Origin of the sequence: Amycolatopsis sp. QT-25, assembly GCF_029369745.1 — a bacterium.
Lineage (GTDB): Bacteria > Actinomycetota > Actinomycetes > Mycobacteriales > Pseudonocardiaceae > Amycolatopsis.
The window spans coordinates 5866791-5881039 of record NZ_CP120210.1 but is presented as its reverse complement, the minus strand read 5'-3'; the positions used below and the strand labels follow the sequence as shown (position 1 = coordinate 5881039).

Annotated in this window: 15 protein-coding genes; 13 read left to right on the top strand and 2 right to left on the bottom strand. The window is 68.6% G+C overall.

The features are described 5' to 3' along the window. Positions 1–3 precede the first annotated feature (3 nt). The 8 genes from lepB to P3102_RS27220 all read left to right on the top strand — a co-directional run bounded on the left by lepB (position 4) and on the right by P3102_RS27220 (position 7425). Positions 4–933 carry a signal peptidase I gene (lepB, locus tag P3102_RS27255; protein ID WP_276362865.1) on the top strand — a complete coding sequence of 310 codons (930 nt, stop codon included), beginning with the start codon at positions 4–6 and terminating at the stop codon, positions 931–933. Positions 934–991: 58 nt separating this feature from the next. Further along, positions 992–1771, top strand: coding sequence for a ribonuclease HII (locus tag P3102_RS27250; protein ID WP_276371367.1), 780 nt, complete (start codon positions 992–994; stop codon positions 1769–1771). After that, positions 1768–2091, top strand: a complete 324-nt coding sequence (locus P3102_RS27245; protein WP_003096226.1) for a DUF2469 domain-containing protein — start codon at positions 1768–1770, stop codon at positions 2089–2091. Before P3102_RS27250 ends, P3102_RS27245 begins: the two co-directional genes overlap by 4 nt. A gap of 242 nt (positions 2092–2333) precedes the next feature. Continuing rightward, positions 2334–2720 carry a YraN family protein gene (locus P3102_RS27240; RefSeq protein WP_276362864.1) on the top strand — a complete coding sequence of 129 codons (387 nt, stop codon included), beginning with the start codon at positions 2334–2336 and terminating at the stop codon, positions 2718–2720. Beyond that, positions 2721–4232, top strand: a complete 1512-nt coding sequence (locus tag P3102_RS27235) for a YifB family Mg chelatase-like AAA ATPase (protein ID WP_276362862.1) — start codon at positions 2721–2723, stop codon at positions 4230–4232. Continuing rightward, positions 4229–5368, top strand: coding sequence for a DNA-processing protein DprA (gene dprA, locus P3102_RS27230; RefSeq protein WP_276362861.1), 1140 nt, complete (start codon positions 4229–4231; stop codon positions 5366–5368). The genes P3102_RS27235 and dprA overlap by 4 nt, the downstream gene beginning before the upstream one ends. Positions 5369–5473: 105 nt before the next feature. Further along, positions 5474–6469: a tyrosine recombinase XerC gene (locus tag P3102_RS27225; protein ID WP_276362859.1), complete on the top strand. Its 996-nt coding sequence runs from the start codon at positions 5474–5476 to the stop codon at positions 6467–6469. Positions 6470–6489: 20 nt separating this feature from the next. Further along, on the top strand, positions 6490–7425 hold the full coding sequence (locus P3102_RS27220) for a FliA/WhiG family RNA polymerase sigma factor (protein WP_276362858.1): 936 nt from the start codon (positions 6490–6492) through the stop codon (positions 7423–7425). 323 nt (positions 7426–7748) lie between these two features. Here P3102_RS27220 and P3102_RS27215 read toward each other — a convergent pair whose 3' ends face one another. Then, positions 7749–8354, bottom strand: coding sequence for a M23 family metallopeptidase (locus tag P3102_RS27215; RefSeq protein ID WP_276362856.1), 606 nt, complete (start codon positions 8352–8354; stop codon positions 7749–7751). Between the two features lie 382 nt (positions 8355–8736). Between P3102_RS27215 and rpsB the strand changes: the two genes are divergently transcribed. The 5 genes from rpsB to P3102_RS27190 all read left to right on the top strand — a co-directional run bounded on the left by rpsB (position 8737) and on the right by P3102_RS27190 (position 12868). Then, entirely contained in the window at positions 8737–9609 is an 873-nt protein-coding gene (gene rpsB / locus P3102_RS27210; protein WP_276362855.1) for a 30S ribosomal protein S2, read from the top strand. A 93-nt stretch (positions 9610–9702) separates the two neighbouring features. Then, positions 9703–10527: a translation elongation factor Ts gene (gene tsf / locus P3102_RS27205; RefSeq protein WP_276362853.1), complete on the top strand. Its 825-nt coding sequence runs from the start codon at positions 9703–9705 to the stop codon at positions 10525–10527. Positions 10528–10619: 92 nt separating this feature from the next. After that, positions 10620–11363 (top strand): UMP kinase, encoded by a 744-nt coding sequence (gene pyrH / locus P3102_RS27200; protein ID WP_276362852.1) that lies wholly within the window; start codon positions 10620–10622, stop codon positions 11361–11363. Positions 11364–11414: 51 nt separating this feature from the next. Then, on the top strand, positions 11415–11972 hold the full coding sequence (frr, locus tag P3102_RS27195; RefSeq protein ID WP_125786495.1) for a ribosome recycling factor: 558 nt from the start codon (positions 11415–11417) through the stop codon (positions 11970–11972). Further along, positions 11972–12868: a phosphatidate cytidylyltransferase gene (locus P3102_RS27190; RefSeq protein ID WP_276362850.1), complete on the top strand. Its 897-nt coding sequence runs from the start codon at positions 11972–11974 to the stop codon at positions 12866–12868. The genes frr and P3102_RS27190 overlap by 1 nt, the downstream gene beginning before the upstream one ends. A 435-nt stretch (positions 12869–13303) precedes the next feature. Here P3102_RS27190 and P3102_RS27185 read toward each other — a convergent pair whose 3' ends face one another. Further along, the gene (locus P3102_RS27185) at positions 13304–14149 is read right to left on the bottom strand and encodes a VOC family protein (protein WP_276362848.1); all 846 of its coding nucleotides are present in this window, start codon (positions 14147–14149) and stop codon (positions 13304–13306) included. Positions 14150–14249: the final 100 nt, after the last annotated feature.

Sequence of the window (14249 nt, the reverse complement as noted above, 5' to 3'; positions counted from 1 at the left end):
ATCGTGGTCGAACCCGTGTCCCAGAACACCTCCGAAGACGAGCCCGATCGCCCCGAAGAGGAGCGCCCCACCCGGGCCTCCCGCCGGGGCCGATCCGGAGCCAAGAAATTCGGCAAGGTCAACAAGAAGCGGTCGTTCTGGAAGGAACTGCCGATCCTGATCGTCGTCGCGCTCGTGCTGACGATCTTGATCCAGCAGTTCCTCGCCAAGGTGTACATGATCCCTTCGGGGTCCATGGAGTCCACTCTGCACGGCTGCGCGGGATGCACGGGAGACCGGATCCTGGTCGACCGGATCACGTACGACTTCACCGATCCCGGTCCCGGCGACGTGGTGGTCTTCAAGGGCCCGCCTGCGTGGGTCGGCGAGATCGAGACGCCGGAGTCCAGCAACATCTTCGTCAGCGGCTTCCGCGCGCTGGGATCCCTGATCGGGTTCGCGCCGCCGGACGAGCGCGACTTCGTCAAGCGGATCATCGCGGTCGGCGGCCAGACGGTGCAGTGCTGCGACGACAACCGCGTCGTCGTGGACGGCAAGGCGCTCGACGAGCCGTACGTCCACTGGGAAGAGGGCATGCCACCCACCGAGAAGACGTTCGAGCCGGTCAAGGTGCCCGCCGGATACGTCTGGATGATGGGCGACAACCGCAACAACTCGAGCGACTCCCGGTTCCAGGGCAACGGCGGAGTGAACGGCGCCGTTCCCGTGGACAACATCATCGGCAAGGCGCGTGTCATCGTGCTCCCGCCCGGCCGCTGGGGTGGCGTTTCGGACCACAACCCGCAGGCGAACGCCCAGCCGCTGGCGCTCGGTGCGCCGGCCTGGCAGCAGGGGCTTCCCCTGGGCGTCGGTGTCGCCGCGGCGTGGCCCGTGGTCTTCCTCGGCAGGCGGATGTCGTCCGGAGTGCGCAAGGCGGTCGACCGGAGGCGGTAAGGCCTTGAGAGTTCCTGTACCGCTCACACCGGCCGAGCCGCTTCGGCCGCCGCGGGCAGTGGTGCGTGGCGACCTCTTCTGGGGGTTGCAGGGTGCGCTGGACCGGCGGGGCCTCGGGCCCGTCGCCGGAGTCGACGAGGCAGGGCGCGGTGCTTGCGCCGGCCCGCTCGTCGTGGCCGCCTGTGTGCTGCGTCCCGGCGACGCCGCGCGGCTGCCCGAGCTCACCGACTCGAAAATGCTCACGGCCAAGGCCCGCGACCGGGTGTACGACCGGGTCGTCCAGCGTGCCGTCGACTACGCGGTCATCGTCGTCCCGGCGGCCGAGGTCGACCTGTTCGGCATCCACGTCATGAACCTCGAAGGCATGCGACGTGCGGTTTCGGCGTTGCGGACCACGCCGGGCTACGTCCTGACCGACGGATTCCGCGTGTCCGGACTGCCCGCCCCGAGCATCCCCGTGATCAAGGGGGACAAGGCCGTCGCGTGCGTGGCGGCCGCGTCCGTGCTGGCCAAGGTCACCCGCGACCGGATCATGGGCGACCTGCACGACGTCCACCCGCACTACGGCTTCGACGTGCACAAGGGATACAGCACCACCGACCACGGCGCCGCGCTGAACACGCACGGTCCGAGTCCGGTCCATCGCTGGTCGTACGCGAACGTGGCCACCGCGGCCGCCGCGCACCGGGTGCGGCCGCCTCACCCGGTCGTGCTCACTGTCGCCGCGCTGGAAAACCCGAGCGTGCCGATACGTGCCCTCGGCCCGTACGTGGGTAACAATGAACGCTCCGCCGCTGGAATAGCAGCAAAATCGCGAGGAGGGGCGCGGATTTCATGAGCGCAGAGGATCTCGAGAAGTACGAGACCGAGATGGAGCTCTCGCTTTACCGCGAGTATCGCGACATAGTCGGCCAGTTCTCGTACGTGGTGGAGACCGAGCGGCGGTTCTATCTGGCCAACGCCGTCGACGTGCAGGTGCGCGACGGCGGCGGTGAGGTGTACTTCGAGGTCCGCATGTCCGACGCGTGGGTCTGGGACATGTACCGGCCCGCACGGTTCGTCAAGCACGTCCGGGTCATCACGTTCAAGGACGTCAACGTCGAGGAACTCGACAAGCCGGATCTCCGATTACCGGAAGACGGTCCGTTCTCCGGCTGATCTCCGGAATTACGCCTGAAGGCCCCCTTCACCGTGTCCAGGCACGTGAAGGGGGCCTTCTGGTATTCGAGGGCGGCCTAGCACAGGCCGCCGACGATTTGGTCCGTCGAGCCCCTGCGACGGCCGAACCATCCACAACACCCCAGTTGTCCACAGGCGCCGGAATCGAGCCTGGTCCCCATCCGCTCACCCTGGCAGCGTTGATCGCACACGCACTGTGACGATCGTTGAGGGGGATCGAGATGATGAACACGGCCGAACAGCCCTCCGCCGGGGCACCGCACATCGAGCTGGGCCGATGGGGCGAGGAACTGGCGGTCCGGCATCTGGAGAAGGCGGGCTACGTCGTACTGAGCCGCAACTGGCGTTGCCGCGACGGCGAGCTGGATCTCGTCGCGACCGACAGGAAACGCCTGATCTTCTGCGAAGTGAAAACGAGGTCGGGGGTCGGCTTCGGTACTCCCGCCGAGGCGGTGACCCCGGCGAAGGCCGACCGCATCCGCCGTCTCGCGCACCAGTGGCAGCGCGCTTTCATGCTCCGCTGGTGCCCGGTCCGCTACGACATCATCGCGATCGTCGCCCGGCCCGACGCCCGGCCGCAGGTGCGCCATATCAAGGCGGCGTTCTGAATGGCGCTGGCGAAAGCCTGGTCCGTCGCGCTGCTCGGCGTCGAGGGCAGGATGATCGAGATCGAGGCCGACATCGGCGGCGGCTCGCCGAAGGTGACGATGGTCGGGCTGCCGGACGCCGGGCTGAAAGAGGCCAAGGACAGAGTCCGCTCGGCCGTCCGCAATTCGGGGCGGACGTGGCCGGACGAGAGGGTGATCCTCGGCCTTTCCCCGGCGAACCTGCCGAAGGTGGGATCGGGTTACGACCTGGGCATCGCGGCCGCGGTCCTGGCGGCGACGGGGTCGGTTCCGGCCACCAAGCTGCTCCACACCGTGCTGCTCGGTGAACTCGCCCTCGACGGCCGGGTGCGGGCCGTCCGCGGCGTGCTGCCAGGGCTGCTGGCGGCGCGCAACGCCGGGTACCGGCGAGCGGTCGTCCCCGCCGAGTCGCTGTTCGAAGCGGCTCTCGTGGACGGGCTGGAGGTCGGCGGGGTGGCCCGGCTGAGCGAGTTCGTGGACTGGCTCAAGGGGGAAGGGGAACTCACCCGGCCCGAGCCGTCCGTCGTCCAGGAGCCGCCGCGGGTACTCGACCTCGCCGACGTCGTGGGACAGCCGGAAGCGCGGTGGGCCTTGGAGGTGGCGGCGGCGGGTGGGCATCACCTGCTCATGACCGGTCCTCCCGGGGTGGGCAAGACGATGCTCGCGAAGCGCCTTCCAGGCCTTCTCCCGCGCTTGTCCGCCGAGGAGTCGTTGCAGGTGACAGCGGTTCATTCGATCGACGGCTCGCTTTCGCGGGCCGAACCGCTGGTCACCGTCCCGCCGTTCGTCGCGCCGCATCATTCGATCAGCGTGCCCGCGCTGATCGGCGGCGGCAGTGGACTCGCCGTGCCCGGCGCCATCAGCCGGGCACATCGGGGGATCTTGTTCCTGGACGAGGTGTGTGAATTCGGCCCGGAGCGGCTGGAGTCGCTGCGCACGGTGCTCGAAGAGGGAGAAGTACGGATCACGCGCGTCAAGGGCTCCGTGCGGTACCCGGCACGCTTCCAGCTGGTGCTGGCGACCAATCCCTGCCCGTGCGCCCCGGCGAAAGACGCCGACTGCACCTGCTCGGCGACCGTGCGAAGGCGGTATTTGGGCCGGCTGTCCGGGCCGTTACTCGATCGGGTGGATCTGCGAGTTCGGCTGCGTCCGCTTTCCGCGCTCAGCGCGCACTTGAGCGAGCCTCCCGAAGCGTCGGCGGCCGTCCGGGAACGGGTGCTGGAAGCCCGCGAGCGGGCCGGGAAACGGTGGGCGGAACAGGGCTGGTCGACGAACGCGGAGGTGCCCGGTCCGGCACTGCGTCGCGAGTTCGCCCTGCCGTCGCAGGTCACGGCGTTGCTGGACCGCGCGTTGGAACGCGGCGCGATCACCGCGCGTGGCGCGGACCGCTGCCTTCGCATCGCTTGGACCCTCGCCGATTTGAAAGGCACGGACAAACCGGAGGCGGAAGAAGTCGCGGCGGCGCTGAACTTCCGGGAGAGGTCATCCGGATGAGTGAATTCGAAGCCGAACGGATCGCGCGGTCGTACCTTCTGCGCGTCGCCGAACCTCCGGCACCCGCCTTGGCCCGCTTCGTCGATGAACACGGCCCTGTCGCCGCGGCGGAACGAGTGAGGCGTGCCGAGTGTCCGCCGAACGTGCGCGACGAAACGGCCGCCAGGCGAGCGCACGACTATGCCGAGCGGGATCTGGAGCTAGCGGCCGCCCTCGAGACCCGGCTCGTCATCCCGGAAGACGACGAATGGCCCGCCTGGCCCTTGCTTTCCCTGACCGTGGCCCAGAGCAGGGGCGTGTCCGGTGTGGCGCCTCCGCCGGCGCTGTGGGTACGCGGTCCGGCCAAGCTCGACGAGGCCGTGGACCAGGCGATCGCGATCGTCGGCGCCCGCGCGGCGACCGGGTACGGCGAGCACCACGCGGCCGAAGTGGGCTATCACCTCGCGAGCCGCGGGATCCCGGTGTTCTCGGGAGCGGCGTACGGCATCGACGGCGCGGCACACCGGGGCGCGTTGAGCGCCGACGGGACGACGGTCGCCCTGCTCGGCTGCGGAATCGACGTCGGCTACCCGGCACAGCACGCGACCTTGTTGCGCACCATCGCGAAGACCGGCGCGGTGGTCAGCGAGTACCCGCCGGGCACCTCCCCCGCGCGGCATCGCTTCCTCGTGCGGAACAGGCTCATCGCGGCGCTCACCGAAGGGACCGTCGTGGTCGAGGCGGGCAGGCGCAGTGGCGCGCGGAACACCGCGACCACGGCGGGGACTCTCGGCAAGGTCGTGATGGCCATGCCGGGGCCGGTGTCGTCGGGGATGTCCGCCGGCTGCCACGCACTGATCCGCGACGGTGAGGCCACGTTGGTGACCTCGGTCGACGAGATCCTCGAGACCGCCGGGCGGCTGGGGTCGGCGGGCGCGGATCCTTCGAAACCGCGCCGCCGCACCGATCGGCTCGGGCCGGAGGCGCTGCGAGTGCACGACGCGCTGTCCGACCGGTCGGCGAGACCCGAGGAACGGATCGCGGCCGAGTCCGGCATCCCGGTCGAGCGTGTCCGCTCGCTGCTTCCCGAACTGGAACTCGACGGCTTCGCGGAAAGGAGTGACACAGGGTGGCGAAGACAGGCCGCCAAGACCTGACTGGCCTACACCCGGGACGCCATCCCGGCACGATCCGACCACGGACACCGCAACAGGGTGCGGCGATACTTGACCATCCGCCATACATCGCGCAGCGTGATCGGCATGCCGTCGTCCGAAGGTCCTCACGGCACGGGGAACCGCGCCCGCAGACCCGATCTGCGCGCCGCCCGTGCCGCGCTGCCGGAGCCCGTCCGGAAGCTGATCGACGACTACGAGCGGCACCTTTCGCTGGAACGCGGGCTGTCCGCGCATACGGTGCGTGCCTACGTCGGCGACGTGGTGTCGCTGATGGGCTTCGTCGACGGGAACGGCGGCCGGTTCTCCGATCTCGACATCGGGACACTGCGTGGCTGGCTCGCGCGGCAACGCGAGGAGGGGGCCGGCCGGACCACACTCGCGAGGCGAGCGGCAGCGGCCCGCACCTTCACCGCTTGGGCCCATCGAGGTGGGGCGCTCGCGTCGGATCCGGGCGGACGGTTGGTGGCGCCGCGCGCGCACCGCAAGCTTCCCGGGGTCCTCCGAGCGGAGCAAGCCAGTGACGTCATGCGCTTCTCAGCCGCCGGTGCCGAACAGCGCGACCCGGTGGCCTTGCGGGACAGTGCCATCGTGGAACTGCTCTACGCGACCGGTGTACGGGTCTCGGAACTGTGCGGGCTGGATGTGGGCGACGTCGACTTCTCCCGCCGGGTCGTGCTCGTGCTGGGCAAGGGCGGCAAGGAACGGGTCGTGCCGTTCGGTGTCCCCGCCGAGGCGGCCTTGCGGCTTTGGCTGGACGAGGGCAGGGGAAAGCTCGCCGTGGAAACGAAGGGGCCGACGCAAGCGGCGCTCTTCCTGGGAGCGCGGGGGGGCAGGCTCGATCCGCGGGCGGCCCGCCGGGTGGTCCACGACGCCGTCGGCTCGGTACCGGGTGCGAACGACATGGGGCCGCACGGCCTCAGGCATTCGGCGGCCACTCATCTGCTCGAAGGCGGCGCGGATCTTCGGAGCGTTCAGGAACTGCTTGGTCACGCTACGCTGGCTACGACGCAGCTCTACACTCATGTGACCGTCGATCGGCTGAAGGCGATCCACGACCGCGCGCACCCCCGGGCCCGATGATGCCGGGGAGGACTCGGCAGGTGACCCGGCGGCCCGAACCGGCGGCGCACGCGCATCCGCACGAGCACGGAGACCACTCTGAGTCGCATGCTGAGAACGGCGGTCCGATGACCGCCGACCCACATGTCACCGTCGCCGCCGGGAAACACCGTCCCGGCGGCGACGGTCCTGCCGTCGCGCCCGAAGCTCGGACCAGCTACGAAGTGGACGCCGGGATCCAGGCCTTGTGGCGGGAGTTCACCGAGTCGCCGGACCAAATGGTGCGCGACAGGCTCGTGCTGCACTACGCCCCGCTCGTCAAGTACGTCGCCGGCCGGGTGGGCACCGGGCTGCCGACCCATGTCGACGTCGGTGACCTGATCCAGTCCGGGATCTTCGGCCTGGTGGACGCGATCGAGAAGTTCGAACCCGCCAGAGGCCTGCGGTTCGAGACCTACGCCATGCAGCGCATCCGCGGCGCGATCCTCGACGACCTGCGTTCCCAGGACTGGGTCCCCCGGGCGGTGCGCAGCAAGGCCCGTGAGGCCGAGCGCGCCCTGGAACGCCTCGGCGCCCGGCTGAACCGCACCCCGACCGACGCCGAATTGGCGGCCGAGCTCGAAATCAGCGTCGACGACCTGCGCGAGTTCTACGGTCAGTTGCAACTGACCAGCGTCATCGCGCTGGAAGACCTGGTCGCCGCGGGCAAGGACAGCGGCTCGCTGGTCGACACCCTGCCCGACGACGGCGCCGTCGACCCGGTGGCCGTCCTGGTCGACCAGGACAACCGCCGCCAGCTGGCGCAGGCCATCGCCCAGCTCACCGAACGCGACCGGATCGTGGTCGGGCTCTACTACTTCGAGAGCCTGACACTCGCCGAGATCGGCAAGGTCCTCGGTGTCACCGAATCACGGGTCAGTCAGCTGCACACCCGCGCCGTCATGCGGCTGCGCGCCAAACTGGTCGAGCAGGCCTAGCCTGGTCCTGGCCCGCGACGATCAGCCGAGTCGCTTCGGGTGAGCTGTGAAGGCCCCGAGGCCTGCGTCGCAACCTTGCCGCGTTACCGGAGAATCTTTCCGTCCGTGGGTGGGTCGCATGCTCCGGTGACAGCGGGACGGCACGTGTCTGGTTGGACGAAGCGTGTGTCCAGCGGGACGGCACGTGCGACTGGTTGGACGGCATGTGTGTCCAGCGGGACGGCACGTATGACTGGTTGGACGGCATGTGTGTCCAGGCGGACGACACGTGTGCTTGCGCGGACAACACGTATGTCCAGGCGCAACTTTGCCGAAACGGTCGCTCAATCTCCTTCCCAGGGTTTGAGGCGGATCTCGGACGGCTCACCGATCAAGGCGAGCGGATCCACGTACTCCTCGCCCTTGCGGACGCCGAAATGCAGACACGCCGGCTCCGGGCAGCCCGGATGGCCCGTCGCGAGCGTTCCGAGCACTTGACCCCGGTAAACCTGGTCACCCGCGGTGACCGTCGGCACGAGCGGTTGATAGGCGGTGCGCAGGCCTCCTTCATGATCGATCGAAATCACCCCGCGACCCGCCACCTGCCCGGCGAACATCACCACGCCTTCGGCGGCCGCGAGCACGTTCGTGCCCGGCGGCGCGAGGAGGTCGACGCCTCGGTGACCGGGGCCGTACGGCGTGGCGGGTGGCTCGAAGTACCTGGTGACGCTCGGTGCCGGGGAGAGCGGCCAGGAGAGGCGCCCTTGCGGTGTGGGCGCGCTCCTGGCCGTCCCCGGCATCGCCGCCGACGCCAAGATCGCGAGCAAGGTCGCGAGGATCGCGAGGCGGGGAAGGTGTCGAGGGTGCCCCGGGCGGCGATGCCTGCCGCCGGTGCGGTCGATCGCGAAGGAATGCCTGGTGACAGGGCGGGAACAGCTTGTCATCGTCATGTGTTCCAGGCTGGGGCAACGATGGGGTGCGGGGGGTTGGACGAGGAAATCTGTGGATTACCGCAGCGGTTGTGGACAACCGCTCTCATCAGGGGCTGCCGGTGCGGTACCCGATGGCGACAGGGAGTAGACTCTTTTGCGCGGTCCGCGTCAGCGGACTGACTTCGCGTGCACGTGCGCGCCCCCGATGGCCGATCTCCTCACGGAGGGTCAGGACAACCGGGGGCACACGGCCCGGCGGTCCCTGGGGTCACTGCACTCCCGGGTCCGGGCCCGAGCATCGGCACCAGGGCGATCGGCCACCCGGCCGAAAGCGACGAACCGCATGAGCGCGTTCCGGCGGAGCCGGGCGCGCACGACACAGAAGAGGTTGATTCCGGCAATGGCCGTCGTCACCATGAAGCAGCTGCTCGACAGCGGCGTGCACTTCGGGCACCAGACCCGTCGGTGGAACCCGAAGATGAAGCGCTACATCTTCACCGAGCGCAACGGCATCTACATCATCGACCTGCAGCAGACGCTGACGTACATCGACCGTGCGTACGAGTTCATCAAGGAAACCGTCGCGCACGGTGGCACCATCATGTTCGTCGGCACGAAGAAGCAGGCGCAGGAAGCCATCGCCTCCGAGGCCTCGCGCGTGGGCATGCCCTACGTGAACCAGCGCTGGCTCGGCGGCATGCTGACCAACTTCCAGACGGTGCACAAGCGTCTTCTCCGCCTGAAGGAGCTCGAGTCGCAGGAGCAGACCGGTGGTTTCGCCGGCCTGACCAAGCGCGAGATCCTCACGCTCACCCGTGAGAAGGACAAGCTCGAGAAGACCCTCGGCGGTATCCGCGACATGGCCAAGGTGCCGAGCATCGTGTGGATCGTCGACACGAAGAAGGAGCACATCGCCGTCGGCGAGGCTCGCAAGCTGAACATCCCGGTCGTCGCGATCCTGGACACCAACTGCGACCCGGACGAGGTCGACTACCCGATTCCGGGTAACGACGACGCGATCCGTTCGGCCGCGCTGCTGACCAAGGTCGTGGCCGAGGCCGCCGCCGCCGGTCTGATGGCCCGCTCCAGCCGCAACGGTTCCTCCGCCGACGCCAAGCCCGAGGCGGGCGTCGCCACGGACGAGCCGCTGGCCGAGTGGGAGAAGGAGCTGCTCGCCGGCTCCGAGACCGCCGCCGCGGACGCCAAGGAAGCGGCCGCCGCGACCGGGGCCCCCACCGAGGCCCCGGCCGAGCAGGCCACCGCCTCCTCCTGATGCACCCAGCCCGTGGGGCCGCCTCCGGGCGGCCCCACGGGTGACTTCCCCAAAGACTTTTCTCGTACCTGAAAAAGGACGGACACACCCACGATGGCGAACTACACCGCCGCAGACGTGAAGCGTCTCCGCGAGCTGACCGGCTCCGGCATGATGAACTGCAAGAAGGCGCTGGAGGAGAACGACGGCGACTTCGACAAGGCCGTCGAGTTCCTGCGCATCAAGGGCGCGAAGGACGTCGGCAAGCGCGCCGAGCGCGCCACCGCCGAAGGCCTTGTCGCCGGTGAAGGCGGCGTGCTGATCGAGCTCGACTCCGAGACCGACTTCGTCGCGAAGAACGAGGACTTCCAGGCTCTCGCCGCGAAGATCGTCGAGGTCGCGAAGGCCGAGAAGACCAGCGACGTCGAGAAGCTGAAGGCCGCCTCGCTCGACGGCAAGACCGTCGACGAGCAGGTCCAGGAGCTGGCCGCCCGTATCGGTGAGAAGCTCGAACTGCGCCGTGTCGCCGCCTACGAGGGCACCACCACCACGTACCTGCACCGTCGCGGTGCGGACCTCCCGCCCGCCGTCGGCGTGCTCATCGAGTACACCGGTGAGGGCGAGGTCGCCGCCGAGGCCGCTCGTGGCGCCGCCATGCAGGTCGCCGCGCTCAAGGCCAAGTACCTCACCCGCGACGAGGTCCCGGCCGAGATCGTCGAGAACGAGCGCCGCGTGGCCGAGGCGACCGCCCGTGAAGAGGGCAAGCCGGAGCAGGCCATGCCCAAGATCATCGAGGGCAAGGTCAACGCGTACTACAAGGACAACGTCCTGCTCGAGCAGCCGTCGGTCAAGGACAACAAGAAGACCGTCAAGGCCCTGCTCGACGAGGCCGGCGTGACCGTGAGCCGGTTCGCCCGGTTCGAGGTCGGCCAGGCCTGATCCAGGCGCGGAACACAAGAATCACCACTGTGCCCCGTCTCCGTCCATCGGGGACGGGGCACAGTCGGGTTCACGGCATTAGGGAGGGCGACATGGGTGTCCGGATCGAAGGCGGATACCGGCGGGTGCTGCTGAAGCTGGGCGGCGAGATGTTCGGCGGCGGTTCCATCGGGGTTGATCCGGATGTGGTGCACTCGGTCGCTCAGCAGATCGCCGACGTCGCGCGGACGGGCGTGCAGATCGCCGTCGTGATCGGCGGTGGCAACTACTTCCGCGGCGCGGAGCTGTCGCAGCGCGGCATGGACCGTGACCGCGCGGACTACATGGCGATGCTCGGCACCGTCATGAACTGCCTGGCATTGCAGGACTTCCTGGAGAAGGAGGGCCTGCCCACCCGCGTGCAGACCGCCATCACCATGGGGCAGGTCGCCGAGCCGTACATCCCGCGCCGCGCCGAGCGCCACCTGGAGAAGGGCCGCGTCGTCATCTTCGGTGCCGGGGTCGGCATGCCGTACTTCTCCACGGACACCGCCGCCGCGCAGCGCGCGCTCGAACTCGGCTGCGAAGCCGTCTTGATGGCGAAGGCCGTCGACGGCGTCTACACCGCGGACCCGAAGAGCGACCCGACGGCCGAGATGTTCCACGAGATCAGCCACCGCGAGGTGCTGGAACGGGACCTCAAGGTCGCCGACGCCACCGCGTTCAGCCTGTGCATGGACAACAACATGCCGATCATCGTGTTCAATCTGCTCACCGAGGGGAACATCGCCCGGGCGGTCAGTGGGGAGAGGATCGGCACCCTGGTCGACACCCCCGCCGACGGGGTGCCCGCGTAGTCCTGCCCTGACCTCCGCAATCGGTACGAATACACAACTACGGGAGTTGCCGTGATCGACGAGACCCTCCTCGACGCCGAGGAGAAGATGGAAAAAGCGGTGTCCGTCGCCAAGGAGGACCTGTCGTCGGTACGCACCGGCCGGGCTCACCCTGGGATGTTCTCGCGCGTTGTCGTCGACTACTACGGCGCGCCGACGCCGCTGAACCAGTTGGCGGGCGTCAACATCCCCGAAGCCCGGATGGCGTTGATCAAGCCCTACGACCAGACCTCGCTCAACGCCATCGAGAAGGCGATCCGCGAGTCGGACCTCGGCGTCAACCCGAGCAACGACGGCAACGTGATCCGCATCGTCATCCCGCAGCTCACCGAAGAGCGCCGCAGGGAGATGGTGAAGGTCGCCAAGGCCAAGGGTGAGGACGCCCGCGTCTCGATCCGCAGCGTCCGCCGCAAGGCCAAGGAAGAACTCGACCGGATCAAGAAGGACGGCGAGGCGGGCGAGGACGAGGTCGTCCACGCCGAGAAGGAACTCCAGAATCTCACCGACACTTACAGCCACAAGGTCGACGAGCTGGTGAAACACAAGGAAGCCGAGCTACTCGAGGTCTGATGAGCCAGGTGAGCGAGGAACGCGAGGACCGGGTGGACGCCCCGGAACCGGTTTCGGCGGAGAAGCCGGAACCGGCGCAGAAGGTTTCCCGCGCCGGCCGCAACCTGCCCGCCGCGATCGGGGTCGGGCTGCTGCTGGGGGCGGCGATCGTGACGTCCCTGCTCACCGTCCGCTTTCTGTTCATCGGCATCATCGCGATCGCGATCGCGGTCGGCACGATCGAGCTGGCCGGGGCATTGAAGCGTGCGGCGGGCATCCGGATCGCGCTGGTCCCGGTGCTCGTCGGCGGTCAGGCGATGATCTGGCTGGCGTGGCCGTATGGCCGTGAAGGCGCGTTGACGGCGTTCGTGCTGACGGTGCTCGTCTGCCTGCTGTGGCGGTTGCCCGGCGGCGCGGACGGCTATCTGCGCGACATCAGCGCTTCGGTTTTCGCCGTCGCGTACATCCCGCTTTTCGGTGCTTTCGCCGCGATGCTCGTCCCGCCGGAAGACGGCGTCGGGCGGGTGCTGGCGTTCATGATCGGCGTCGTCGCTTCGGACACCGGCGGCTACATCGCCGGTGTGCTGGGCGGCAAGCATCCGATGGCACCCAGCATCAGCCCGAAGAAGACTTGGGAGGGTTTCGCCGGTTCCCTCGTGGCCGGTGTGGTCGCCGGCGCGCTGACCCTGAGCCTGTTGCTCGACGGCCACGCCTGGCAGGGCGTGCTGTTCGGCGCGGCGATCGTCTGCACGGCGACGCTGGGCGACCTCGTCGAGTCCCTGATCAAGCGGGATCTCGGGGTCAAGGACATGGGGAACATGCTGCCGGGGCACGGCGGCCTGATGGACCGCCTCGATTCGTTGCTCCCTTCGGCCGTCGTCTCCTGGTTGTTGCTTTCGGCCTTCGTCCCCGTCTAGCCGAAACGCAGGTCGCGGCGTGAGAACCGGCGAATACCGGAATTTTTGAGGCGGCAGCTTCACCTCCGGTGCGGGCAGCGGCCGCGGCTCCGGTGCTTTCGGCTTCAGGACCAGCAGGCGCCCTTCGCTGGGTGCAGCGCCACGCGCGTGTCTTCGGCGGGGATGCTCGGAACGTCACCTTGTTCGGCGAGGCCGCCGGTGCGATGAGTGCTCGCGCCAGTGGGTCGCCATCGACGGCGGGGCCGCGCGAACGTTCGGCCACGAGTTCGCCGACCGGGACGCGCCGCCGCACACCTCGCTCCGCCGGGAATGCGTTCCCACGCCACCTGCGGACTCGAATGAACTTATTCGTCTGATTTGACCGCGTTTCGACTCAAGTGAGCCAGTGCGGGCACTCGCGGCGCGAAGGAATCAGTACCGGATCGCGCTCGCGCCTCAGTCGTCGTACGGATCGTCGACTTCGGCGGCGCCCCAGCCCTCTGTGGCCCGGGAATGGTCGATCACGGCGAACACCGCACCGTCCGGGTCGGCGAGGATGGCCATCCGGCCGTACGGGGTGTCGTAGGGCTGGACCACGACGGTGCCGCCGAGCATCAAGGCCTGTCCCGCCGCGGCGTCGGCACCGCGCGCCGGGTCGAGTTCCAGATAGACCATCCAGTGCGGGGGAGTGTCCGGCCGGTATTCCGAGCCCATCACGTACCGGTACAGCACCGGTTCGTGCTCGATGAGCCATTCGGCGTAGTCGAGCGCCGCGCCGTCGCCGATCTGATGGCTGGTGTAGTTGAAGAGACGGCAGTAGAAGTGATCCGCCGCCGCGCCGTCGTGGGTGTTGAGATCCGCGCCGCTGAAGGTGTTGGGCACCCCGGTCGCGAACTGCCAGGTGGCGGGCGGCTCCCAGAAGACGACGTGCGCGCCGCACGCGTCGATGGCGTGGACGATGTTGCCACGATGGGGAATCGCCACCGGGCCGAGGGTGACCCGGCCACCGAGACTGTCCACCCATTCGGCGGCCGCGGCCACCTGGGGCACCGAGATGTGGACGCTCCACCCGGTCGGCCCCTCCATGCCGGCGCGGTACAGACCACCGGTGGGGACGCCGTTCAGCGTCGCGATGGAGTACCGGCCGGTCGGTGTCGCCGGATCACGCTGGACGGCGAACTCCCAGTCGAAAAGGCCGCTGTAGAAGGCTTGCGCGGCCGCTTCGTCGCTGCACGCGAGCTCGATCCAGCACGGAATTCCTGAGGGGATGACGGAAGTGTGAGCGGCCGAGCCGAGCGACATGCGGTTCTCCCTTTCCGGTGGGAGTGAAGTCTAGTCGCTGACCGCATTGTTTCTGTTAAAGATTTCGACCCGGATGGTCCTTGGAACCCAGCCAGGGCTC